General features: G+C 67.7%; 19 protein-coding genes and 1 pseudogene. 8 read left to right on the forward strand and 12 right to left on the reverse strand.

Annotated elements, in window-relative coordinates; all coding sequences use genetic code 11:
- Position 1: 1 nt before the first annotated feature.
- The 3 genes from LRS10_RS15400 to LRS10_RS15410 all read right to left on the reverse strand — a co-directional run bounded on the left by LRS10_RS15400 (position 2) and on the right by LRS10_RS15410 (position 5,434).
- The gene (locus LRS10_RS15400; protein ID WP_257838043.1) at positions 2-2,182 is read right to left on the reverse strand and encodes a DEAD/DEAH box helicase; all 2,181 of its coding nucleotides are present in this window, start codon (positions 2,180-2,182) and stop codon (positions 2-4) included.
- Positions 2,183-2,204: 22 nt separating this feature from the next.
- Complete coding sequence (locus tag LRS10_RS15405) at positions 2,205-3,341, reverse strand: hypothetical protein (RefSeq protein WP_257838044.1); 1,137 nt, start codon at positions 3,339-3,341, stop codon at positions 2,205-2,207.
- 293 nt (positions 3,342-3,634) lie between these two features.
- Positions 3,635-5,434 carry a patatin-like phospholipase family protein gene (locus tag LRS10_RS15410; protein WP_257838045.1) on the reverse strand — a complete coding sequence of 600 codons (1,800 nt, stop codon included), beginning with the start codon at positions 5,432-5,434 and terminating at the stop codon, positions 3,635-3,637.
- Positions 5,435-5,551: 117 nt separating this feature from the next.
- On the opposite strand from LRS10_RS15410, the gene LRS10_RS15415 reads away from it, so the two are divergent.
- A complete protein-coding gene (locus tag LRS10_RS15415) occupies positions 5,552-5,962 on the forward strand; it encodes a DUF1489 family protein (RefSeq protein WP_257838046.1) in 411 nt (136 codons plus the stop codon).
- A 120-nt stretch (positions 5,963-6,082) separates the two neighbouring features.
- On the opposite strand, the gene LRS10_RS15420 is transcribed toward LRS10_RS15415, so the two are convergent.
- The 4 genes and pseudogenes from LRS10_RS15420 to panC form a co-directional block, all read right to left on the reverse strand.
- Positions 6,083-8,842 carry a family 16 glycosylhydrolase gene (locus tag LRS10_RS15420; protein WP_257838047.1) on the reverse strand — a complete coding sequence of 920 codons (2,760 nt, stop codon included), beginning with the start codon at positions 8,840-8,842 and terminating at the stop codon, positions 6,083-6,085.
- Positions 8,843-9,382: 540 nt separating this feature from the next.
- The gene (locus tag LRS10_RS15425) at positions 9,383-10,132 is read right to left on the reverse strand and encodes a calcium-binding protein (protein WP_257838048.1); all 750 of its coding nucleotides are present in this window, start codon (positions 10,130-10,132) and stop codon (positions 9,383-9,385) included.
- A gap of 85 nt (positions 10,133-10,217) precedes the next feature.
- Positions 10,218-11,534, reverse strand: a pseudogene (locus LRS10_RS15430) (family 16 glycosylhydrolase); the annotation flags it as partial.
- 138 nt (positions 11,535-11,672) lie between these two features.
- Positions 11,673-12,521, reverse strand: coding sequence for a pantoate--beta-alanine ligase (gene panC / locus LRS10_RS15435; protein ID WP_257838049.1), 849 nt, complete (start codon positions 12,519-12,521; stop codon positions 11,673-11,675).
- 118 nt (positions 12,522-12,639) lie between these two features.
- On the opposite strand from panC, the gene LRS10_RS15440 reads away from it, so the two are divergent.
- Both LRS10_RS15440 and LRS10_RS15445 read left to right on the forward strand, forming a co-directional pair.
- Positions 12,640-13,473, forward strand: coding sequence for a division plane positioning ATPase MipZ (locus LRS10_RS15440; protein ID WP_257838050.1), 834 nt, complete (start codon positions 12,640-12,642; stop codon positions 13,471-13,473).
- A gap of 21 nt (positions 13,474-13,494) precedes the next feature.
- Positions 13,495-13,914 carry a DnaJ domain-containing protein gene (locus LRS10_RS15445; protein WP_257838051.1) on the forward strand — a complete coding sequence of 140 codons (420 nt, stop codon included), beginning with the start codon at positions 13,495-13,497 and terminating at the stop codon, positions 13,912-13,914.
- Between the two features lie 60 nt (positions 13,915-13,974).
- Here LRS10_RS15445 and LRS10_RS15450 read toward each other — a convergent pair whose 3' ends face one another.
- Positions 13,975-15,033 (reverse strand): D-alanyl-D-alanine carboxypeptidase, encoded by a 1,059-nt coding sequence (locus LRS10_RS15450; RefSeq protein WP_257838052.1) that lies wholly within the window; start codon positions 15,031-15,033, stop codon positions 13,975-13,977.
- Positions 14,978-15,253 carry a hypothetical protein gene (locus tag LRS10_RS15455; RefSeq protein WP_257838053.1) on the reverse strand — a complete coding sequence of 92 codons (276 nt, stop codon included), beginning with the start codon at positions 15,251-15,253 and terminating at the stop codon, positions 14,978-14,980. The genes LRS10_RS15450 and LRS10_RS15455 overlap by 56 nt, the downstream gene beginning before the upstream one ends.
- Before the next feature lie 253 nt (positions 15,254-15,506).
- Here LRS10_RS15455 and LRS10_RS15460 point away from each other — a divergent pair, with 253 nt between their 5' ends.
- The 4 genes from LRS10_RS15460 (at position 15,507) to LRS10_RS15475 (ending at position 18,391) form a co-directional block, all read left to right on the forward strand.
- The gene (locus LRS10_RS15460; protein ID WP_257838054.1) at positions 15,507-15,941 is read left to right on the forward strand and encodes a phasin family protein; all 435 of its coding nucleotides are present in this window, start codon (positions 15,507-15,509) and stop codon (positions 15,939-15,941) included.
- Positions 15,942-16,029: 88 nt separating this feature from the next.
- Positions 16,030-16,491, forward strand: a complete 462-nt coding sequence (locus LRS10_RS15465; RefSeq protein WP_257838055.1) for a RidA family protein — start codon at positions 16,030-16,032, stop codon at positions 16,489-16,491.
- A complete protein-coding gene (locus LRS10_RS15470; RefSeq protein ID WP_257838056.1) occupies positions 16,488-17,234 on the forward strand; it encodes a glycerophosphodiester phosphodiesterase in 747 nt (248 codons plus the stop codon). Before LRS10_RS15465 ends, LRS10_RS15470 begins: the two co-directional genes overlap by 4 nt.
- Positions 17,231-18,391: a GNAT family N-acetyltransferase gene (locus LRS10_RS15475; RefSeq protein WP_257838057.1), complete on the forward strand. Its 1,161-nt coding sequence runs from the start codon at positions 17,231-17,233 to the stop codon at positions 18,389-18,391. Before LRS10_RS15470 ends, LRS10_RS15475 begins: the two co-directional genes overlap by 4 nt.
- On the opposite strand, the gene LRS10_RS15480 is transcribed toward LRS10_RS15475, so the two are convergent.
- On the reverse strand, positions 18,388-18,963 hold the full coding sequence (locus LRS10_RS15480; protein WP_257838058.1) for a DUF4287 domain-containing protein: 576 nt from the start codon (positions 18,961-18,963) through the stop codon (positions 18,388-18,390). The genes LRS10_RS15475 and LRS10_RS15480 overlap by 4 nt on opposite strands.
- A 71-nt stretch (positions 18,964-19,034) precedes the next feature.
- On the opposite strand from LRS10_RS15480, the gene LRS10_RS15485 reads away from it, so the two are divergent.
- Positions 19,035-19,472 carry an HIT family protein gene (locus LRS10_RS15485; RefSeq protein ID WP_257838059.1) on the forward strand — a complete coding sequence of 146 codons (438 nt, stop codon included), beginning with the start codon at positions 19,035-19,037 and terminating at the stop codon, positions 19,470-19,472.
- A gap of 57 nt (positions 19,473-19,529) precedes the next feature.
- Here LRS10_RS15485 and clpA read toward each other — a convergent pair whose 3' ends face one another.
- Both clpA and clpS read right to left on the reverse strand, forming a co-directional pair.
- Positions 19,530-21,845: an ATP-dependent Clp protease ATP-binding subunit ClpA gene (clpA, locus tag LRS10_RS15490; protein WP_257838060.1), complete on the reverse strand. Its 2,316-nt coding sequence runs from the start codon at positions 21,843-21,845 to the stop codon at positions 19,530-19,532.
- A 6-nt stretch (positions 21,846-21,851) separates the two neighbouring features.
- Positions 21,852-22,181 carry an ATP-dependent Clp protease adapter ClpS gene (gene clpS, locus LRS10_RS15495; protein WP_257838061.1) on the reverse strand — a complete coding sequence of 110 codons (330 nt, stop codon included), beginning with the start codon at positions 22,179-22,181 and terminating at the stop codon, positions 21,852-21,854.
- Positions 22,182-22,233 lie beyond the last annotated feature (52 nt).

The raw sequence follows: 22,233 nt of genomic DNA on the forward strand, positions 1-22,233 counted from the left end.
CCTAGGCGAGCGTTTCCAGCAGCTCGATGATGGCCTGAGCGCGATCGCGCCCGTCGGGGACCTCGCCCCGCCACAGCAGTCGATCGCCGGAGGTCTCAAGCTCGGCCTTCGCAAAGTCCTTGGCGGCGACGCCGGGCGCGGGGGTGAGCGCGATGGCCTTCGGACCAGCGTCGACCTTGGCGACGCGCGCCGCGACCGCCAGGGCCTGGATACGGGCAAGGTCGAGGAAGGCTTGGGTCTCGTCCGGCAGGGCGCCGAACCGGTCCTCCAACTCCTCGGCGAAAGCGTCCACCTCTTCGGTGGAGGTCAGCCGCGCCAGCCGGGCATAGAGGTTGATGCGCACCGTCGGATCCGGAACGTAGGTTTCCGATATCGCGCCCGAGACGCCGACGTTCAGCTGCGGCGTCCACTCCGGCCCCTCGATCTCGCCCTTGGCGACGCGGACGGCGCGGGACAGCAGCCGTTGATAGAGCGCCGTACCGATCAGCTTCACGTGGCCGGCCTGTTCATCGCCCAGCAGGTCGCCCGCGCCGCGCAGCTCCAGGTCGCGGGCGCTGATCGCCAGACCGGACCCCAGACGGTCGAAGGCTTCCAAGGTGGATAGGCGGGCGCGGGTCACGTCCGGCAGCTCTGCGTCGGCGTCGTGGAACAGGTAGGCGACGCCTTGGGCCCGGCCACGGCCGACACGGCCCCGCAGCTGGTGCAGCTGCGCCAGGCCGAACAGGTCGGCGCGAGCGACGAGCATGGTGTTGGCCCGCGGAACGTCCAGCCCGCTCTCGATGATGTTCGTCGCCAGCAGGACGTCGCCGTCGCCGGCGGCGAAGCGCACCATCACGTCGTCCGCCTCCTCGGGCGGCAACTCTCCATGCACCACATGGGTCTTCAGCTCAGGGACGAGGCGCTGCAGTTCGTCGGCCAGCGGTCCCAGGTCGTCGATGCGGGGAGCAACCACGAAGCTCTGGCCGCCCCGGCGCCGCTCGCGGAGCAGGGCGGTGCGGACGGTGGCGGCGTCAAAGGGGGCCAGGAAGGTGCGGATCGGCCGTCGCCGGGCCGGCGGGGTGGCGATGACGCTGACGTCCTCGATGCCGACCATGGCCAGCTGCAGGGTGCGGGGGATCGGCGTCGCCGTCATGGTCAGCAGGTGCGCCTCGGGCGCGAGGTCGCGGAGCCGCTGCTTCAGGGCCGCACCGAACCGCTGTTCTTCATCGATGATCAGCAGGCCGAGGTTCTGGAAGGCGACATCCTTGCCTGCGATGGCGTGGGTGCCGACCACAATTTGGATCGAACCATCCGCCAGGCGGGCCTTCACCTCGGCGGCCTCTTTGGTCGAGGCCAGCCGCGAGAGGCGGGCCACCTTGATGTCCGTCCCGGCGAAACGGCGTCGGACGCTGTCGTAGTGCTGGCGGGCGAGCACGGTGGTGGGCGCGACCAGGGCGACTTGGAAGCCGCACAAGGCCGCGGCCGTCGCGGCGCGCAGGGCGACTTCGGTCTTTCCGAAGCCGACGTCGCCGCAGACGAGGCGGTTCATCATTCGCCCGGACGCCAGATCCTCCAGCACGGCCTCGATGGCCGCGGCCTGGTCGCGCGTTTCGGGATAAGGGAAGCGAGCTGCGAGGCGGGCGTAGGCAGGCTTGGGTGGCCGGATCACGACGCCCGGCGTTTCTCGCCGACGGCGCGCCAGCTCGACGAGGTGTTCGGCTGTTCGGTCGATGTCGGCGCTGAGTTCGGCGCGGCGTTTCGTCCACGCGTCCGTGTGCAGCCGGTCCAGCGTGACGGCCTCGCGCTCTGCGCCGTAGCGCCATATCCGCCCGAACTCCTCCACCGGAGCCAGGATGCTGGCGCCGCCGTGGTACTCCAGGCGCAGCGCGTCGCGCTCGACTCCGTCGACCTCGACGCGCTCCAGCGCGGTCATCACCCCCACGCCATGGTCTTCGTGGATAACGACGTCCTCGACTCGAAGATCGGGATCGGCCAGCAGGTCGGCGCCGGGCGCCGCGTCGCCGCGCATCGCGACACGTCCGCCCAGCACGTCGGGCGCAGAGATCACGACGAGACGCTGTCTCGGGTCCCGGAAACCGGCGTCAATGTCCGCCGGCATCGTGAGAAGGGCGCCGTCAGGCGCCGCGTTCACGCCGGCCCAGTCGGGCGCCGGCTCAGGCGAGCGGTCCAGGCCGCGCTTCATGGCGCGACCGAGCGGCCGCAACTCATGCGGCAGGCCCGTAAGGAGGACCTTGGCGCCGGCGTCCAGCGCCGCCTTGACATAGTCCGAGAACGCGCGGCCCGGATTGCGCTCGACGGCAAAGCGCGGGATCGACTCGAGGCCCTCGGGGGGACGCCTCCACCATGGCGTGCTTGGCGATGGCAGTCCGATAGGCTTTGAGCGTCAGGTACAGGCTGTCCGGGGCGAGGATCTCTCCGGGTTCGTCTTTGGCCAGTTGCCGGCGCGCCTCCTGGGCCTCGGCCACCTGATCCAGGAAGTCGGCGGCGCGCTGGTCGGCCCGGCCGTCGAAGACGAGGCGGGCGGCGGGCAGGGCCTCCAGAACCGTGGCCATCTTGCCGTAGGTCAACGGCGCACGATGCTCAGCGCCGGATGGCCGCTCTTCCGAAGGCGCCTCCAGGACCAGCTCAGAAGCGGGCCCCAGCAGGGCGCAGTCGATCGGCTCCTCGGTGCGCTGGCTGAGCGGATCGAAGCGCTTGATCTCCTGGATGCCATCGTCCTCGTCGAGGGTCAGCCGGATCGGAGCCTCGGCCGCGGCGGGGTAAACGTCCACCACGGCGCCCAGGATCGCGATCTCGCCCGGCTCGTCGACGCGGTCGTCGAAGACGTAGCCGGTGCGGGCGGCGTAGGCCTGCAGCGCTTCCCGGTCGAGGCGCTCTCCCTGCCGGAGTCGCAGGAAGGCCGACTTCAGAACCCTGGTCGGCGGTACGCGCTGGAGCAGTGCCTCCACTGGAGTCACCAGCACACGCGGGGCTTCGGCCGGGTCGAGGAGGCGCGCCAGGACGGCCATCCGGCGGCCCATTACGTCGCGCGACGGTGAGGCCCGGTCGTAGGGCAGGCAGTCCCAAGCCGGCAGGACAAGGACCTCGAGCTCAGGGGCGAAGCGCCGAAGCGCCCGGCCGATCTCTTCAGCGCGTCGGTCGCTGGACGCGACGTAGACCAGGCCGTCCGGTCCTGCCTCACGGGCCGGCGCGATGAGCGCCTGAGCACACCAAGCAGCGGGCGGCTGCCGGGGTACAGGCGACGGGTCCAATGTCTCCGGCGCCGCGGCAGGCGCTGGCGTTAGCGCCGCATCCACGTGGGCCGCTTCTACGCGCTCCTCGTAATCCGGATTCCTGTCCATCACCCGCCTCCGTGGGCGGTTGAACCCCTCGCGACGAGGGCTGTTCCCCAGGTCCCTGCAGGCGGGAATCGAAAGGGCGGCCCAGTCGCCTGAGCCGCCCCCACCGATCTCGGAAAACACTGTCCGTGAAACGGCGTAGATACGAATGCTACCGCGCGAAGGCGGAGGTCATCGATCCAGCAGTGGTTTCCGTTTGATAGCGGTGAGACACTGGATCACCTCCTTTCAGCTGTTGAACAGGACCCTCCGAATATGGGTGCGGTTGAGCCAATGCGCAAACGGCGCCGTGGGGTTCATGGCGCCGCAGTCGACGAGGTTTCGGCGAAGGGGGCCGCACTGCTCCGCATGGCGGCCCGCTCGGCGCGGCTGGCGCGACGTCTCAGGTCGGTGACCGGGCGCGACAGCCTGTCCAGCGCCTCCAGGGTGGCCCGGTAACCGGCCTCTACCGCAACCTCGTAGGCGCCCCAGTCGCGGATTTCGATCCTGGCCACGTCCGGCAGCACCAGCACGTCCGTCGCCTCACGCGCGGCGGCGAGGTCACGTCCTGTGGACACCGTGGCGGCGCGCATCAGCAACGACACGATCGGCGGGCCGTTGCGCCATTGTCCGGAGCGCAGCCATCGCCACACCGATTCCGGCCGCGCGACATCGTCGGCCGTGATGCTCCGGGCGGCCGTGACGTCGACCCCAACGATAGGACCTAGCTGCTGAGCGCGCATGATGTCGGCGGGATAGTTCTTCATCACGGCGCCATCGACGAGCACGTTGGCCCCGTCCGTCGCGGGCGGCAGGACGCCTGGCAAGGAGATGCTCGCTCTGAGGGCCTTTCGCAGCATTCCGCGACGATGGAGCTGATATGCGCCGGTGGTGAGGTTCGACGAGACGCAGAAGAACGGCAGCCAGAGGTCGGCGATCTGGGCTTCGCCGAAATGCTGGGCCAGCCGCTCGCCCACCTTTACGCCCTGGGTCATGGCCAGCAGAGGCAGGGCGATGTCGTCAAGCGGGCTGGTGCGCACGAAGGCGTCGCAGATCCGACGCTCCATCTCGGCGTCGTCCCAGCCCATCGCGCAGCCAGCCGCGACGATGGCGCCCATCGAGACCCCGCCCACGAAGTCGATCGGCACGCCGCGCTCGCGCAGCGCCTTGATCGCGCCGACATGGGCGTAGGCCCGCGCCCCGCCGCCTGATAGCACGAGGCCCACCGACTGCCCGGTGAGCACGCGGGCGAGGCGGCGCACATCCTCGTCCTCGGTTCGCCGCAAGTGGAAGAGCCGCGCCGCGTCCGTTGCGTCCAGCCAAGCCTCCGAGCCGGACGGTCGCGCGATGCCGGCGGGCTGCAGCAGGATAAGGTCGACCAGCTGCTGGGCCTGTAGCGGCGAGAGGGTCCGAAGCGGCGCGCGTGGCGGCCCCCGGTCGCCGCGGCCGACCCGGAACAGCCTGTCCACCTGACGCGCGACGACCTGACGCCAGCCGCCGTCGTCAGCCTCGGCGACGTACAGGACGAAGTCGTGCGTCCGCTCGACGTCGGAGAACCACTCGGTCGGAGCGCCCGCCGCCTCGCTGCCCACAGTCGTGACGAGGTAGCCCAGGAAGGCGATCTCGCGCTCGAGCCGCTCGACGGTCGGCCGGATTAGCCCGGGCTGCCCTACGGTCATGAAGCCGAAGACCGAAGGCTCGCCCATCGGGCCGCGAGTGGCGGCCTGGCGCGTCCGCAGGATCATCAGCCGGGCCAGCTCGGTCATCACCGAGGCATCGGCCTGACAGGCTTCCAGGAAGGCTTCACGCGAGAGGGCGATCACTTCGGAGTCGCGGAGGGCGACAACGTCTGCGGAGTGCGGCAGACCGGCGACCAGGGCCATCTCGCCGGCTGGCTCTCCCGGTCGGATGACTCCCAGGAACAGTGGCTCCTGGCCTTCCTCGTGGCGGAAGGCGCCCAGCCGGCCGGTCCGCAGGATGAATAGCTCGTCGGCGGCATCTCCCGCGGCATAGAGCTTTTGGCCGCCGGGCAGGGAGAACCACCTCGCGGCGTCCCGCGCCTTGGCTTGGCGGAACAGTCGCGCCAGCGTCGAATCGACGGGAAGCTCGGGCAGCATGGCGAAGCCTAGCGCCACCGCGCGGCGGCGGCCATCTGCGTCGCCGCCCGAAGGGCTGCGACCTGAGGTCCCGCGCCGCACTTTGCAACAGCCGAGCGGCGGCCTATCCGAAGGATCATGGCGCTCCACATGATCAAGCTGGTGGTTGGCTGCGACACCATCGAGGACCTGCTCGACTGGCGGAGGGCGTCCGCCACGCCGGGCGAGCCTTGGCTCCTGCGGACGCGGCAGACGCCGAAACGCGCGGCCGAGATGCTGGATGGCGGCTCGGTATACCGCGTATTCAGGGGGAATATCCTCTGCCGCCAGCGCATCCTCGCGGTGGATACGGTGGGCGAGGGCGTCAACGCCCGCTGCCTGGTGACGCTGGACGAGGCGGTGGTCCGCGTCGCGCCGACCCCCCGTCGCGCCTTCCAGGGCTGGCGCTATCTCGAAGCGTCGGATGCGCCCCCGGACCTCGATGAAGAAGCGTTCGGAGAGCTCCCACCCGAACTTGCCAGACAGCTCCGCGAGGTCGGCGCCTGGTAGCAGGCGAAAAGGGCTCCCTCTGGCCGGAGGAAGCCCTTCGCATCGCCGCCCGTCAGCATCGGCGACGACGCTCGCGTCGGTACGGCCCACGGACGGGCGGACCGCACCTGCGCATCCTGATCAGAAGATCCAGTCGATCGCCTTGAGGCTCGTCGGGCTGACGTTGTCGAGGGTGGTGACGAACGTGCCCCACTTGTCCTTGGCGCCCGCCGCGCCGTCGGTGTCGAAGTAGACCCAGGCGCCGCCCTGGCCGTTGTCGAGCACCTTCACGAAGCCGTCCCCAAGCGGATCTGAGCCCTTGTAGCCAACCGAGCTCAGCAGGCCGCTCACATCCAGCTTGTCCTCGCCGGGCGTGAAGTCGGTGACCCGGCTGGCTTTCCAGGGCAGCTCGTCGAACACGAAGCGGTCGGCTCCGCCGGCGCCCGTCAGGACGTCGGCCCCGCGGCCGGCGTTCAGGGTGTCGGCGCCGTCGCCCCCGGTCAGGGTCTGACTCTTGTTTGTCGACGTCGACACCAGATTGACGCCCGGAACCACCGGCGGCGCAGCCGGGGCGGCCGGCGCGGCGGCCGGAGCGGTCGCGACGCCCAGCAGGGTCGCGGCGGTCAGCCCGGCGACCGGCACACCCTGGAGGTGGGCGATGTAGTCGGGCCACGCCCCGCCGAACCCGTCCGGATCGACGCAAACCTTCGTCCCGCCCGCGCCGTCGTCGAACAGATAAAGCCGGCCATCGGCGATCGGATCGGCGCCCTGGTAGCCGTTGAAGAGGGCCGAGAGGTCGAGCCGGTCGACGCCGACCTCGAAGTCCTTGATCTCGGCCGGGCTCCACGGAACCGTCTTGAAGACGAACATGTCGCCGCCGGCTCCGCCCGTCATCTGTTCACCGCCGTTGCCGCCGATGATGGTGTCCGCGCCGGCGCCGCCGGCGAGGGTCGAGCCGAAACCGCTCGACGTCAGGGACGCTCCGGCGACGCCGCTGGTGGGCGGCGTCGGCGCCGGGGGCGTCGTGCCGGCGGCGCTGCGCAGCAGGCTTTCGACCGTGACGCTCGACAGCGGCACGCCCTGGAGATGGGCGATGTAGTCTGGCCAGGCGCCGCCGGGCCCATCGGGATCCACGCAGACCTTGGTGCCGCCGGCGCCGTCGTCCAGCAGCAGAACGCGTTCGGCAGCCGCTGCGCCGTTGAGCAGCGCGCTGATGTCCAGACGATCGACGCCCACTTGGAAGTCCTTGATCTCGGTGGGCGACCACGGAACCCGGGCGAAGACGAAGACGTCGCCGCCTGCGCCGCCCGTCATCTGTTCGCCGCCGTTGCCGGCCGTGAGGGTGTCAGCCCCGGCGCCGCCGGTCAGGACGTCGCCAAACGCCTGCGAGGTGAGGGCCATGCCTTCGCCCGCCACCGGCGGCGGGGCCGGCGTGGGCGGTGGGTCGCCGGCCGGGGGCGGATTGCCCGACGGCGGCGGGTTTGAGGGCGCGGCGGAGGCATCGCCGAGCGACCATGCGCGGATGTAGTCGATCTTGAACTCGGCCGGCAGCGCCGCGCCGTCGATCGCGCCGCCCCAGCCGCCAAGGGCCAGGTTGGCGATCATGAACATCGGCTTGTTCATGTCGGCCGGCGTGGCCGTGCGGAACACCTCGACGTTGTCGACGTACCAGACGATCTCGGTGGGCGACCACATGGCGCCGTAGGTGTGGAAGCCGTCCGCCGTATTGGGGACGTAGGAGAGTTGGCCGTTGGCGGTGTGGCCGCCGAGGCTCGAATGCTGAGTCGTCCACAGGCCGTTGGGATCGGACGTGAGGCTTTCCATCACGTCAAGCTCCGGGGGCCATGAGCCGTCGGTGGGGATCAGCCAGAACGCCGGCCACGCGCCCGCGGCCTCCGGGATGTCGGCGCGCATCTCGAAATAGCCATAGGTCTGGCTGTGGCTCTCCTTCGTGGTGATCATCCCCGAGGTGTAGCCGTAGCCGAAGATCTCGCTGTTGGTGCTGGGTCGCGCCCAGATCGACAACGTGCCGTCTGCATTCGTGACGAAGGGGTTCTCCGAGAAGGTCCCGTTGTGACCCCGGAAGTAGGGCGAGGTGTAGATCTGCTTCTCGTCGTTGCTCATGAGGGTGTAAGAGCCCGTGCCCTGTTCACCCTGGTAGCCGAAGTCCGGACGCCAGGTGCCGGTCGGATTGCTCTGGGCGTCCCAGATCGACAGCGGACCCGAGAACTCGTCGGCGAAGGTCTGTTGGCCTAGCGTGTTGTGGTTCAGCTCCAGCTGGAAGTTCGACGCCGTAAACTTGTCGATGGTGATGTTCCGGAACATCAGGGCGTCGCCGTTGCCGAGGTCGAGGTTCACGTCCGACCCGACCTGCGTCATCCGGGCCTTGACCTGCTCGAAGCTGGAAAGGCCCGCCTTCAGGCGGACCTTGTCCTCGGCCGCCGAGAAGTCTTGGATGACGTCGTTGCCCTCGCCCTTGATCACGATGAAGACGTCCTTGCCGGCCCCGCCGATCAAGATGTCTTGGCCCTTGCCGCCGTAGATCTGCTGGGCGCCCGCCTGGCCCTCGACGATGTTGTCGCCGTCGTTGCCGGCTGCATAGGTCCCGTCGTTCCCAACGGTCACGTTCTCGATGTTCTGGTACTTCGAGAGGTCCACGCTGGACCAGGCCACGATCTTGTCGACGCCGCCCCCGGCCGCCTCGATGATCTTGGTGTTGTGGCCCTGCAGGTAGTAGGTGTCGTCGCCCGCGCCGCCGATCGCCGTGTCGCCTTTTCCGAGCCAGAAGGACTCGTGCGCGGCCGTGCCGGTGAAGGTCTCGACAGCGTCGGTGCCGAACTTGTCCGAGACAGGCGCAGCCGTCTGCGCGGCGGCCGAGCCGTCGTACTTCCGATAAAACATAGGTTCTTCCCGTCCGAAGATGCTTGGCGGCCCCGACGCCGCCGTTTTTTCTTTCGCTGCGGAGCCCGTCCGCGCCGCAGCGATGGGAAGGTAGCCTCGGGTTTTCTTTCCGGCGTCTTACGAGATGTCGCAGTTTTACCTGCTTGAAATGCCAATTTCGCCGCAGGCGCCGCAGTTCTATTCACATGTCCGAAATATGGCGAATAGTAGAGCTTGTTCGCTAAACAGCTAGAGAAGCTGCGTTTTTGGCCGAGCAAGCTTCAGCATAGCATGGCGAAATCATGGTTGACGCCAGAGTCATCTTGATGCGCAAGTCTTTCGCATTCGAGCGTAGCTGTGGCGCCTTGTCACAGCCTAGCTGTGGCGGGCCGCCACATGCGACAGGTGCGGCGCCTGCGACAGGTGGTCTCGAAAGTTGAGTGGGGGAGATGTAATGCGCGCGTTGCGTGCATTTTGGCCGCGTAACGGACGGTGGAAACGAAAGCGGCCCCCTCCATGGTGGAGGGGGCCGCGTTGGCTTGAGGATTCGGTTCCAGGAGATCAGGCGACGAAGAGCCAGCCGGCGCCAAGGCTAGAGGCCTGCACGCCGACGAGCACCACTTGGTCCTGGCCGGTCGAGCCGAGGCTGATGATGGTGTCCGCGCCCACCTGATTGACGGTCCAGGTCGTTCCCGCCAGCAGCTGGATGCGGTCGCCTTCGGCGAAGTTGAAGTCCAAGATCCGGTCCAGCCCGGCGCCTTCGAAGCTGTGGAATATATCAGCGCCGGCCCCCCCGGTGAGGGTGTCAGAACCTCGATCGCCCGACAGGAAGTCGTCGCCGTCGCCGCCGAACAGGACGTCATCGGCCTGGCCGCCGCGTATGACGTCGTTGCCAGCGCCGCCGTAGAGCACGTCGCTACCGAGGTTACCCAGGACGACGTCGTCGCCGTCGTCTCCGAACAGATGGTCGTCGCCTTGGCCGCCCACGACCCAGTCGTCGCCGCCGCCGCCGGACACCGTGTCGTTGCCGATGTTGCCGTGAAGGTCGTCGAAGCCGTCGCCGCCACTCAGCCGGTCCGCACCGCCCCCGCCGCGGATGTAGTCGCGACCTGAGCCGCCCTGCAGGGTGTCGTCTCCGGCCCCGCCGATGAGGCTCGAACCTTCGGCGGTCGCGACCAGCAGCTTGCCGGGCTCCGACGTGGCGGGAGGCGGTGAGGGTGCGGGAACTGGAGCTGGCGCGGGGCTGGGCGTGGGTGCGGGTGCGGGGGGCGGGTGTGGGTGTGGGTGTGGGTGTGGGTGTGGGCGCCGCACCGCCGGTGGGCAGGGCGTAGGCGCGGATGTAGTCGATCCTGAACGCCGCTGGCAGGTCCGCGGCGTCGATGGGGCCGCCCCAGCCGCCGAGGGCCAGGTTGGCCAGCATGAACATCGGCTTGTTCATGTCGGCGGGCGTGGCGGTGCGGAACACCTCGACGTTGTCCACGTACCAAACGATCTCGCTGGGCCCCCACAGCGCGCCGTAGGTATGGAACCCGTCGGTTGTGTGAGGGACATAGGAGAGCTGGCCGTTGGAAACGTGCGAGCCGGAAGCCTTGGAGTGCTGCGTCGCCCACGCGCCGTGCGGATCGTAGGTGAGGGCCTCCATGACATCGAGTTCGGGCGGCCATGAGCCGTCGGCCGGCAGCAGCCAGAACGCCGGCCAGGCGCCGGCGGCTTCCGGAATGTCGGCCCGCATCTCGAAGTAGCCGTATGTCTGAGCAAAGCTCGGCTTGGTGGTGATCAGGCCGGAGGTGTAGCCGTAGCCGAAGATCTCGGGGTTGCTGCTGGCGCGCGCGGTGATGGTCAGCACGCCGCCCGAAACCGAGAACGGGCTCTCGGCGAAGTCGCCGGAATGGTCGCGGAAGTAGGGCGAGGTGTAGATCTGCTTCTCGTCGTTGCTGACGAGGGTGTAGCTGCCGACGCCCTGAGAGCCTTGGTAGCCGTAGTCGGTGCGCCATGTGCCGCCCGGCGCGCTTTCGGCATCCCACAGCGACAGGCTGTTGAACTCGTCGGCGAAGGTCAGGGCTCCCAGGTTCGCCGGCTTCAGTTCTAGTTGGAAGTTGCTGGCGGTGAGCTGACCCACGGTGACGTTGCGGAAGATCAGGCCGTCGCCGCCGCCGAGGTCGAGCTTCACATCCGCACCGATCTGGCTCAGCCGAGCCTGCACCTCGGAGAAGCTGGTGAGGCCGGCTTTCAGGCGGACCTTGTCCTCCGCGGCCGAGAAGTCCTGGATGACGTCGTTGCCCTCGCCCTTGTAGACGATGAAGACATCCGCGCCGGGACCCCCGATCAGGACGTCCTGGCCTAATCCGCCATAGATCTGCTGTGCGCCCGCGCCGCCCTCGACGATGTTATCCAGGGCGTTGCCGGCCACGTACAGGCGATCGCCGGCCACACTGACGTTCTCGACGTGCGGATGATCGGCGAGGCTGACGCTGTGCCAGGCGGTGATCTTGTCGACGCCGCCGCCAGGAAGTTCGATCACCTTGTCCTGGCGCGTTTTCAGCCAGTACAGATCGTCACCTGCGCCGCCCGCCATGACGTCGGCCGGACCGCCCCAGAAACCTTCCGCAGCCGCCGTACCTGTGTAGGTGTCGACGCCGTCGGTGCCGAAGAACTGCGTGACAGGCTGCGCGGTCTCCGCCGCAACGGAGCCGTCGTACTTGAAAAGCGGCATGGAACTCGCCCTGGACCCCCGACGGAACCGCCGCCGGCCGACGCGCGGTCGCCAGCTGCACCGCACGCCGGGCAAGACTAGACAGCTGAAATCCTGCGGAAACTTTGACGGATTGTCCGTGCGGCGACCGGCCGCGCTTCAGACCGCCATGTTGTCGATGAGGCGTGTCCGGCCGAGGACGGCCGCGGCGAGGATGCGGGAACTCCGGTCCACCGGACCGGGTCCGAGGCGCGAGAGGTCCGCGGCGTCGCGGACTTCGACATAGTCGATCCGCGCGAACCCCGCCGTCCGCAGCGCTTCGATCGCCTTCGCCTCGGCGGCGTCTACCCGAGCGCCTGCGTTCAGCTCGGCGATGGCTTCTCGCAGAACTTGGTTGAGGCGCGCCGCGACGGGCCGTTCTGCCTCTGTGAGGTAGGCGTTGCGCGAGGACAGCGCGAGGCCGTCGTCGGCTCGAGCGGTTGGCGCACCGAGAACCTCGACGGGCAGGTTCAGATCGATCACGAGCCGGCGGATAACCTGGAGCTGCTGGTAGTCCTTCTCGCCGAAGACGGCGACATCCGCCTGGACTTGGTTCAGCAGCTTGGTGACCACCGTGGCGACGCCGGCGAAGTGCCCGGGGCGGGCCTGGCCGTCCAGCGGCTCCGAGACACCCGAGACAGTGACGGTCGTTGCGGCGCCCTGCGGGTACATCTCTGCGACGGTCGGCGCAAACAGCAGGTCGCAACCGGCGCTCGCCAGCAGCGCGGCGTCGCGGGCTTCGTCGCGCGGATAGGCGTCGAAATCCTCATTCGGGCCGAACTGGGTGGGATTGACGAAGACGCTGGCCACCACGCGCCTAGCCCTGGTCCGCGCCAGCCGCACCAGGGACAGGTGGCCCTCGTGCAACGCACCCATGGTCGGAACGAAGCCGACGCGTTCGCCCGTGTCCTTCCAGGCGGCCACCTGGGCGCGGAGGTCGGCGACGGTGCGGACGGTCTTCAGGCTCATGCGGAGCGCTTACGCCAGCCCGCGCCGCGAAGTCCATCCACAGGCGCGTCCATCGGCGCGTTGACGGGCGGTCACACAAAGGGCTCACGTTAAGGACTTGAGTCGGAGCTGAGGGACCATGGGCCAGGCCAGCGTCATCGTCGTGGGCAACGAAAAGGGCGGGGCGGGCAAGTCCACCATCGCCATTCACATCGCCACGGCCCTGCTGCATGGCGGCGCGAACGTCGCAGTCCTCGACCTCGACTTGCGCCAGCAGACGTTGGGTCGCTTCTTCGCCAACCGGAAGGCCTGGCTGGCCGCCAACGGGGCCGAGGCGCCCATGCCGCTGGAACATGCGATCAGTTCGGCTGGCGACGCCTTGGCCAAGGCGCCTGACGCCGAACAGCTTGCTCGCTTCGAGGAAGCCTTCGCCGAGATGAGCGGGAAGGCCGACTTCGTGCTGATCGACACTCCGGGGAGCGACACGGCGATCAGCCGCGCAGCCCACGGCAAGGCCGACCTCATCGTCACGCCGATGAACGACAGCTTCGTCGACTTCGACATGCTGGGCCAAGTGGACCCGGTGACGCTCGAGCTGAAGCGCCACAGCCTCTACTCCGAGACCGTCTGGGGCTGCCGCAAATCACGGGCGCTCGCCACCGGTCGCCAGACCGACTGGGTGGTGCTTCGCAATCGCCTCGCGCCGACCGAGGCCCGCAACCGAAAGCGTCTGGACGAGCGGGTCGAGGCTCTGTCGCGCAAGGTTGGCTTCCGCGTCGGTCCGGGCCTCCGGGACCGGGTGATCTACAGGGAGCTGTTCCCGTTCGGTCTCACGGTCGCCGACCTGTCCCCCAGCATCCGTCCCGTCGCCATGTCGCTGCAGCATGTCGCCGCGCGCCAGGAACTGAGGGCGCTCATGGGTGCGCTCGGGTTCACCGGCCTGGACGACAGCGAGAAGATCGCGGCGGAGTAGCCGCATGATACATCCAGCCGCATGATCTATCTGGCTCTGGGCTTCGCAGCCCTGGCGCTCTTCCTGATGGGCTCGCGGGGCAGACCGGTGCTGAAGCGGCGGGAGTGGCGCTTCCTGTCCGGCGCCTTGGCCATCGCCGCCTTCACCGGGGCGGCCTGGGTCGGCGTGCGCGGAGGCTGGGGCGCGGCGATCGTGCTGGTGGTGCTGGGACTGGCCTTCGCCGTGTCGACGCGCCGCCCAGGCATTCCGATCTCGTCGGCCACTTCGCGGATGAGCGTGGCCGAGGCCCGCCGAATCCTGGGCGTGGAGGAGGGCGCGAGCCGCTCTGAGATCCAGGCGGCCTACACCCGCCTCATGCGGCTCGCGCACCCCGACAAGGGCGGCACCGCCGGCCTGGCTGCGCAACTGAACGCGGCCCGAGATCGGCTGCTCGGCAAGTAGCGGATACGAAAAAGCCCCGGGCATCTCGCCGGGGCTTTCCGAATGTTCCACCTGCGGCGATCAAGCGTTGGGCGAGATCACCATGCAGGGCTGCTTCTTGGCCTTCAGCGCCTGGCAAGCGGCCTTGGCCGACTTCTCGCTGAAGCCGGAGAAGCGGCTGCGGTACTTGCCGCCGTCCTTCTCGGCCACGCCCTTGGCGTTGTCGAAATGCTGGCCGAACTTCTTCTCGACGATCGAGAGCTGCTCCTTGGCGTCCGAACGGTTGTTGAACGAGCCGACCTGGACCGTCCATTTGCCCTTCGCGGACGAGGGCTTCTCGACGATCTCGATCTTGGAGGCGCGCATCGGCGGCGCCGTCGACGCCAGGACGATCTTCATGCTGTCTTCATCGCGGTCGCCCTGAGCGGTCTGCGGGGTCTGCCGGCCCGTCATCGGCGCGCCGGCCTCAAAGAAGCTCTGCGCGAGCTGGATGTTCTCGCCACGGGCCCGACGGGTCATGACGTCGAAGCCGGTCAGCAGCAGGTTTTCCGCCGTGGCGTCGCGCGCCTTTGTCGTTGGGCCGCCGAGCACCACGGCGATCAGCCGGCGATTGTCGCGCACGGCGGACACCGCCAGGTTGAAGCCGGACGCGTTGGTGAAGCCGGTCTTCAGGCCGTCGACGCCCGACATACGGTGCAGCAGGCCGTTGTGGTTGCGAAGGCTCTGGCCGCGGAAATCGAAATAGGTGGTGCTGAACAGCTTGTAGTACTGCGGGTAGTCCCGCATCACCGCCCGCGACAGGATCGCGATGTCGCGCGCCGTCGAGACCTGACGGCTGTCCGGCAGGCCCGACGCGTTCGCGAAGTGAGTGTTCTTCATACCCAGTTCCTGGGCGCGAAGGGTCATGAGGGCGGCGAAGCGCTGCTCAGTTCCGCCCAGCTTTTCGGCGAGGGCCACGGCGGCGTCGTTGGCGGACTTTGTGGCCAATGCCTTCATCGCCTCGTCGACGCTGATGGAGTCACCGGCGGACACGCCGAGCTTGGTCGGCGCCTGCGCGGCCGCGCGCGGCGAGAAGACGACCCGGTCATCCAGCTCCAGCTTGCCGGACGCGAGCGCCTCGAAGGTGAGGTAGAGCGTCATCACCTTTGTGATCGAGGCCGGGTAGCGGGGGGCTGTCCGCTCGGTTCTCGTACAGGACCTCGCCGGTCTTGGCGTCGACGACGATGGCCGCGGCCTTCGACGAGGTCTGCGAGAGCATCGCGTAGGGCACTTGCGCCTGGGCTTGCGGGGCGACCGAGCCCAGCGCCGCGGCGGCGGCGATACCGATGGAGAGCACAAGGCGGCGGGCGTGCTGGAACATGCTTCGTCCGTCGAATCAAAGTGTTGGGGCGGCCACAGCGCCGCCGGGAACGACTAACATGACAGCCGCAGCCTTTCGGTAGAGTAAACAGCTGTTGAACGGGCGAATTGCCGCGCCTGCGTGATCGGTCAGCGACATCTCGTTGTGCAGTGCACAATTTTGTTGACTGCTGCAGTGCAACATGAGATATGGGGCGGGCGTTTCCTAGGGGACCTGCGCCCCCCTCAGTCCCCACTCACCAGGAGTTCACGTCATGGCCGCCGCCGAAGCCGCGAAGACCACCGTCGAACAGTTCACCGCCGCCTCCAACGTCGCCTTCAAGGACGGCGTCGAGAAGACCCTGGCCGCGCTGAACGAGATGAATACCCACTCGAAGAAGAACCTGGAGGCCGTCGTCGCCTCGGTGACGGCCGCCACCAAGGGCGCTGAAGCCCTCGGCGCCCAGGCAATGGCCTTCTCGAAGAACGCCTTCGAAACCCAGGTGAACGCCGCCCGCTCGTTGGCCGGCGCCAAGAGCGTCCAGGAAGTCATGGAACTGCAGACGGCGTTCGCGAAGTCGGCGCTCGAGACCTACATGGCCGAGGTTGGCAAGATGAGCGAGACCGTGTCGGCCTCGGTGAAGGATTCGGTGAAGCCCCTCAACGAGCGCGTCACCGCCGTCGTCGAGAAGCTGCAGGCCGTGCGCTGACGCTTCACGAGTTCAGTACCGCGTATCGAGGGCCGGCCCGAGAGGGTCGGCCCTTTTTCTTTGCCGCGTCGGGCGCTAGACCTGACGCATGTCCAAAGTCGAAGATCGCCTGGCAGAGCTGGGCCTGACGCTGCCGCAGCCGAATGCGCCGGTGGCGAACTATGTGCCCTTCGTCCGCGCGGGCGACCTGCTGCATATCTCCGGCCAAGTTTCGGTTGACCACTCGGGCGGCGTCAAAGGGACCGTGGGCCTTGAGGTTGACGCCGAGACGGCCAAGCGCGCTGCACGCCTCTGCGGCATCAACCTGATCGCGCAGATGAAGGCGGCCTGCGATGGCGACCTCGACCGCGTTGTCCGTGTTGTGAAACTGGGCGGTTTCGTTCAGGCCGGGCCCGACTTCTTCGACATCCCCCAGGTGGTGAACGGCTGTTCGGATTTGATGGTCGAGGTGTTCGGCGACGCAGGCCGTCACGCACGCTCGGCGGTCGGGGTCTATCGCCTGCCGCTGAATTTCGCCGTCGAGGTCGACGCGGTGGTTCAGGTCCGGTGAAGAACCGCTTCGGCGAGGCCTGGGACCTTCTCTTCCACCCGCCGATCGCGCACCGCGGGCTCTGGAGCCCTGACGGCCCGCCGGAGAACTCGATCGGAGCCTTCCAAGCGGCCTCCGCCGCCGGCTACGGCATCGAATTGGACGTCCGGCTGAGCGCCGATGGCGAGGCAGTCGTGTTCCACGACGACACCTTGGGGCGCATGACCGGGCAGGCTGGCCGGGTCGAGGACCGTTCGGCCGCAGATCTGGCGGAGCTGCGTCTCAACGGGACAGACGAGAAGATCCCTAGCCTACTCGAGACACTCGCCGTGATCGGCCATCGGGCGATGGTGCACGTCGAGCTGAAAACTCGGCCTGGCGAGGTGGGCCCGCTGGAGCGCCGCGTCCACGAAGTGATCGCAGACCATAACGGTCCGCTGGCGGTGATCGGCTTCAATGCCTACAGCCATGCCTGGTTCGCGGAGCGCTACCCCGGCGTGCTGCGCGGCCTCGACAGCTACTCCTACGCCGACAAGCCGACGCTCTCGCCCCAACAGCGGCGGAGCTATGCCGCCCTGGAACACGTCGAGATCGCCCGGCCGCATTTCCTAGCGCTCGGATTAGACATGCTGCCGAGCCAGTCGGCTGCGAAGTTCAGAGCCGACGGGATGCCCGTGATCGCCTGGACCGTCCGTCAGCCCGAACAGTGGGACGCGCTGAAGGCGCACTGCGACAATCTCATATTCGAGGGCTTCCGCGCGTGAGCCTGAAACCGGCGGTGAGCGTCTCCCGCCGTATCGCCGAGATCGGTCGCGACGCCTGGGACGCCTGCGCGGCGAATCCTGCCTACTCAGGCAATCCCTTCGTTCTCTATGATTTCCTCGACGCCTTGGAGGAGGCCAACTGCGCTGTCGAGCGGCAAGGCTGGGGGCCGCAGCACCTGTCGGTGCATGACGGCGAGGGCCGAGTCGCCGCCGTGATGCCGCTGTATCTGAAGTCGCACAGCCAGGGCGAATACGTCTTCGACCACGCCTGGGCGGAGGCCTACGAACGGGCCGGCGGGCGATACTATCCGAAGCTGCTCTCCGCCGCGCCCTTCACGCCCGCGACAGGGCCGCGCCTTCTGATCCGACCTGGCATCGATGTGGAACAGGCGAGGGCGCTGCTGCTCGGCGGCGCGCTGGCGCTGTGTGAGCGCTATGGCGCTTCTTCGCTGCACGTGAACTTCCCAACCGAGCCCGAATGGCGCGCTATGGGCGACTTCGGCTTCGGCCTGCGCGAGGGGCAGCAATACCACTGGCAAAACGCGGCCTATCGTGACTTCGAGGACTTCCTGGACGCACTGTCGTCGGGCCGAAGAAAGACCATCCGCCGCGAGCGCCGCGACGCCCAGGCGCTGGTGGAGATCGTCCGGCTGACAGGGGCCGACCTTACCGAAGATCACTGGGACGCCTTCTTCGGCTTCTACATGGACACCGGCTCGCGGAAGTGGGGCCGGCCGTATCTCACGCGGGCGTTCTTCTCGCTGCTGGGCGAGCGGATGGCCAACCGCGTCCTACTGGTGATGGCGCGGCGCGAGGGCCGCTGGATCGCTGGTGCGCTGAACCTGATCGGCGACGACTGCCTCTATGGCCGCCACTGGGGCTGCGTGGAGGATGTGCCCTTCCTCCACTTCGAGCTCTGCTACTACCAGGCCATCGAGTGGGCGATCGAGCAGGGCCTTGCCCGCGTCGAGGCGGGCGCGCAGGGGCAGCACAAGATCGCCCGCGGCTACCTTCCGAAGCCAGTCTATTCCGCTCACTACATCGCCGACCCCGCCCTGCGCGGTCCGGTCGAACGCTTTCTGGAAGAGGAGCGCGCCGCCGTCGACCAGGAGATCGAGTGGCTGACCGAGGAATACTCCCCGTTCCGCGAGAGCTAGGAGCGGTCCCAGGCCTGTCTGAGCAGTGCGACGGCGGTGGCGTCGACGTCGGCCGGAGAGGCGAGGGGAAGCACGGCCTTGAGCCGCTCGCTCCAGCCTTCGTTCTTCGGCGCCAGCAGGCGCGGGTCCGCCGGCGGATCCACCGCCAGGCCGAGACGGGCGCCGCCCTTGACCGGACGCGCCGAGGCGAACTGGAACGCCCTGGAAAAGGCCGTGAACCCCTTGCGCTGCGTCGTCACCAGCTCTGGCAAGCCGCCAACGGCCGCTTCGATCGCTTCGAGGATGGCTCTCGAGCCTGGATCGGCCCAGAGCTTCTGGCGCAGGCCGTCAGGATCGGACCAGTGCGCGCTTTCGGGGAAGGCTCGGCCAAGGATGACGCTGGCGCGGTTCGTGCCCAGCCCGTGATGGCTCTTCAGCCAAGCCTTGCGGGCCGTGGGCCGCGTCTCCGGACATGATCTGGCGATCGCGATCCATTCGTCGATCGTCTTGCCCGTCTCCCGCTCCATGCTTTCGAGGATCGAGGCGAACCACTTCTCCTGGCGCGCTGTCATCGACGCCGGCTTGTCGGTCATCTTCCTCCTCCCGCATTTCCCCATTCCAGGCGATTTGCTAGGCCTGCCCCTCAAACTCAGGAGCGTGTGCGATGAGCTTGGACGGGACCTACGAGCAGGACAACATCTTCGCCAAGATCCTGCGCGGCGAGATGCCCGCCGTGCGGGTCCATGAAGACGACCACGTCTTCGCCTTCATGGACGTTTTCCCGCAGGCCAAGGGCCACGTGCTGGTGATCCCGAAGCACTCCTCGGCGCGCAATATCCTGGAGGAAGAGCCTGAGAAGCTGTCCCATCTGATCCTTGGCGTGCAGCGAGTGGCGAAGGCGGTGCGGGCGGCGCTCAGCCCTGACGGCGTTGTCGTCACCCAGTTCAACGGGGCGCCGGCCGGTCAGACGGTCTACCACCTGCATTTCCACATCATCCCCCGCTGGGAGGGCGTAGCGCTCGGGCGGCACGCGTCGGGCGGCATGGCCGACATGGCCGAGCTGAAGGATCTCGCCCAGCAGATTTCGGCCAAGATCAGCTGACCTCACGAAAAAGCCCCGGGCGTCGCCCGGGGCTCCTCGAATGCCATTCGGCGGGCGTCAGTCGACGGGTTCGGCCTCGTCGGCGGGGGTCTCCACGATCGGCGCGCCCGGCTCGCGGGTCTGCCCTTCGATCTCGAACGCCAGCTTGCCGTCCTTGAGCACCACCTTGACGTGGCCGCCCTTGGCCAGTCGGCCGAACAGGATCTCGTCCGCCAGCGGCTTCTTGATGTTCTCCTGGATGACCCGGGCCAAAGGCCGGGCGCCGTAGAGTTCGTCGAAGCCGTTCTTGGCCAGCCAGTCGGTGGCGTCCTCGTCCGTCTCGATCGTGACGTGCCGGTCCGCGAGCTGAGCTTCCAGCTGCATGACGAACTTCTGCACGACCTGGCGGATGATGTCCTGGGTCAGGGCGTGGAAGTGCACGATGGCGTCCAGGCGGTTGCGGAATTCCGGGGTGAACTGGCGCTTCAGCGCTTCCTCCACCTCGTCGTCCTGCTTGCCGCGGCCGAAGCCGATGGCGTTCCGCTGGGCGTCGGCCGCGCCGGCGTTGGTGGTCATGATCAGGACCACGTTCCGGAAGTCGATCTTCTTGCCGTTGGAGTCGGTCAGCTGACCGTGGTCCATGACCTGCAGGAGGATGTTGTAGACGTCCGGGTGGGCCTTCTCGATCTCGTCCAGCAGCACAACCGCGTGCGGGTGCTGGTCAACGGCGTCGGTCAGCAGTCCGCCCTGGTCGAAGCCGACATAGCCCGGAGGCGCGCCGATCAGGCGGCTCACCGTGTGGCGCTCCATGTACTCCGACATGTCGAACCGCAGCAGCTCGATGCCGAGGGTGCCGGCCAGCTGGCGGGCGGTCTCGGTCTTGCCGGTGCCGGTCGGGCCTGTGAACAGGTAGCAGCCGATGGGCTTGTTGGCGTCGCGCAGGCCGGCGCGGGCCATCTTCATGGCGGCCGACAGCTGCTCGATGGCGTCGTCCTGGCCGTAGACCGCGCGCTTCAGGTCGCTTTCCAGCTGCTTCAGCGCCTCGGTGTCCGACTTGGAGACGGACTTCGGCGGGATGCGGGCGATCTTGGCGACGACCGCTTCGATCTCCTTCACGCCGAGCGTCTTCTTCCGCTTGCCTTCGGTCAGCAGCATCTGCGAGGCGCCGGCCTCGTCGATGATGTCGATCGCCTTGTCCGGCAGCTTGCGGTCGGTGATGTACTTCGCCGACAGCTCCACCGCCGCCTTGATGGCGTCGTTGGTGTACCGGAGCTTGTGGAAGTCCTCGTAGTAGGTCTTCAGGCCCTTCAGGATCTTGATGGTGTCTTCGACTGTGGGCTCGTTCACGTCGATCTTCTGGAAGCGCCGGACGAGGGCCCGGTCCTTCTCGAAGTGCTGGCGGAACTCCTTGTAGGTCGTCGAGCCCATGCAGCGCAGCGTGCCGGAAGCCAGGGCCGGCTTCAGCAGGTTGGAGGCGTCCATCGCCCCGCCCGACGTCGCGCCGGCGCCGATCACCGTGTGGATCTCGTCGATGAAGAGCACCGCATTCGGGTGGTTCTCCAGCTCCTTGACCACCTGCTTCACGCGCTCTTCGAAGTCGCCGCGATAGCGGGTGCCGGCCAGCAGGGCGCCCATGTCGAGCGAGAAGATCGTGGCTTCCGCCAGGACTTCCGGGACCTGCTTGTTGACGATCTTGCGCGCCAGGCCTTCGGCTATGGCGGTCTTGCCGACGCCGGGGTCGCCCACCAGCAGCGGGTTGTTCTTCGTCCGCCGGCAGAGGATCTGGATGCAGCGCTCCACCTCGGCCATCCGCCCGATCAGCGGATCGACCTTGCCCTGCTTGGCCTTCTCGTTGAGGTTCACGCAGTAGGCTTCGAGCGCCTCGCCGCCGGTCTTCACCTGAGGCTTCTCGTCGTCCTCCGCGCCCTTCACGGGCTTGGCCTCGGACGCGCCGGCCTTCTTGGCGATGCCATGGGCGATGTAGTTCACCGCGTCGTACCGCGTCATGTCCTGCTCCTGCAGGAAGTAGGCGGCATGGCTTTCACGCTCGGAGAAGATGGCCACCAGCACATTGGCGCCGGTGACTTCCTCGCGGCCCGACGACTGGACGTGGATCACCGCGCGCTGGATCACGCGCTGGAAGCCCGCCGTGGGCTTGGCGTCCTCGCCGTCGTCCACCACGAGCGAGCGGAGCTCGTTGTCGACGTAATTGGTTAGGGTTGTGCGCAGGGCGCCAAGGTCCACGTCGCAGGCGCGCATCACGCTGGCGGCGTCCTCGTCATCGACGAGCGAGAGCAGGAGATGCTCCAGGGTGGCGTATTCATGCTTACGCTGGTTGGCGTAGGCGACCGCGCGATGCAGGGACTCTTCGAGCTGGCGCGAAAATGAAGGCAAAGGGCCTTAATCCTTTTCCATGGTGCACTGCAGCGGGTGTTGATGCCGCCGCGCCGTATCAACGACCTGGGCCACTTTTGTTTCCGCCACTTCGTATGTGTAGACCCCGCACACGCCCACGCCATGTTGATGGACATGGAGCATTATGCGAGTCGCGTCTTCGCGCGACTTGTTGAAGAACTGCTCAAGTACGTAGACTACGAATTCCATGGGCGTGTAGTCGTCGTTCAGGATCAGAACCCGGTACATCGCCGGCTTCTGCGTCTTCGGCTTGGTCTGGGTGATCACGTTCGAACGAACGCCGGCGCCCACGTCACCTTCCTTGCGCTCGCTCATCGACCGTATCTCCCCGAGCGCAAAGACGCGCGCCCGTTTCGATTAGATATGG

Origin of the sequence: Phenylobacterium sp. J426 (assembly GCF_024699945.1) — a bacterium.
GTDB lineage: Bacteria > Pseudomonadota > Alphaproteobacteria > Caulobacterales > Caulobacteraceae > Phenylobacterium.

What these genes read in the sequence shown, in the direction of transcription:
- LRS10_RS15440 (WP_257838050.1), top strand. Translation starts at nt 12,640, where the DNA reads ATGGGCCAGGCCAGCGTCATCGTCGTGGGCAACGAAAAGGGCGGGGCG.
- LRS10_RS15415 (WP_257838046.1), top strand. Translation starts at nt 5,552, where the DNA reads ATGGCGCTCCACATGATCAAGCTGGTGGTTGGCTGCGACACCATCGAG.
- LRS10_RS15480 (WP_257838058.1), bottom strand. Translation starts at nt 18,963, where the DNA reads ATGACCGACAAGCCGGCGTCGATGACAGCGCGCCAGGAGAAGTGGTTC.
- LRS10_RS15410 (WP_257838045.1), bottom strand. Translation starts at nt 5,434, where the DNA reads ATGCTGCCCGAGCTTCCCGTCGATTCGACGCTGGCGCGACTGTTCCGC.
- LRS10_RS15450 (WP_257838052.1), bottom strand. Translation starts at nt 15,033, where the DNA reads ATGACGCTCTACCTCACCTTCGAGGCGCTCGCGTCCGGCAAGCTGGAG.
- LRS10_RS15420 (WP_257838047.1), bottom strand. Translation starts at nt 8,842, where the DNA reads ATGTTTTATCGGAAGTACGACGGCTCGGCCGCCGCGCAGACGGCTGCG.
- panC (WP_257838049.1), bottom strand. Translation starts at nt 12,521, where the DNA reads ATGAGCCTGAAGACCGTCCGCACCGTCGCCGACCTCCGCGCCCAGGTG.
- LRS10_RS15455 (WP_257838053.1), bottom strand. Translation starts at nt 15,253, where the DNA reads ATGTTCCAGCACGCCCGCCGCCTTGTGCTCTCCATCGGTATCGCCGCC.
- LRS10_RS15485 (WP_257838059.1), top strand. Translation starts at nt 19,035, where the DNA reads ATGAGCTTGGACGGGACCTACGAGCAGGACAACATCTTCGCCAAGATC.
- LRS10_RS15445 (WP_257838051.1), top strand. Translation starts at nt 13,495, where the DNA reads ATGATCTATCTGGCTCTGGGCTTCGCAGCCCTGGCGCTCTTCCTGATG.
- LRS10_RS15405 (WP_257838044.1), bottom strand. Translation starts at nt 3,341, where the DNA reads ATGGACAGGAATCCGGATTACGAGGAGCGCGTAGAAGCGGCCCACGTG.
- LRS10_RS15400 (WP_257838043.1), bottom strand. Translation starts at nt 2,182, where the DNA reads ATGAAGCGCGGCCTGGACCGCTCGCCTGAGCCGGCGCCCGACTGGGCC.
- LRS10_RS15460 (WP_257838054.1), top strand. Translation starts at nt 15,507, where the DNA reads ATGGCCGCCGCCGAAGCCGCGAAGACCACCGTCGAACAGTTCACCGCC.
- LRS10_RS15465 (WP_257838055.1), top strand. Translation starts at nt 16,030, where the DNA reads ATGTCCAAAGTCGAAGATCGCCTGGCAGAGCTGGGCCTGACGCTGCCG.
- clpS (WP_257838061.1), bottom strand. Translation starts at nt 22,181, where the DNA reads ATGAGCGAGCGCAAGGAAGGTGACGTGGGCGCCGGCGTTCGTTCGAAC.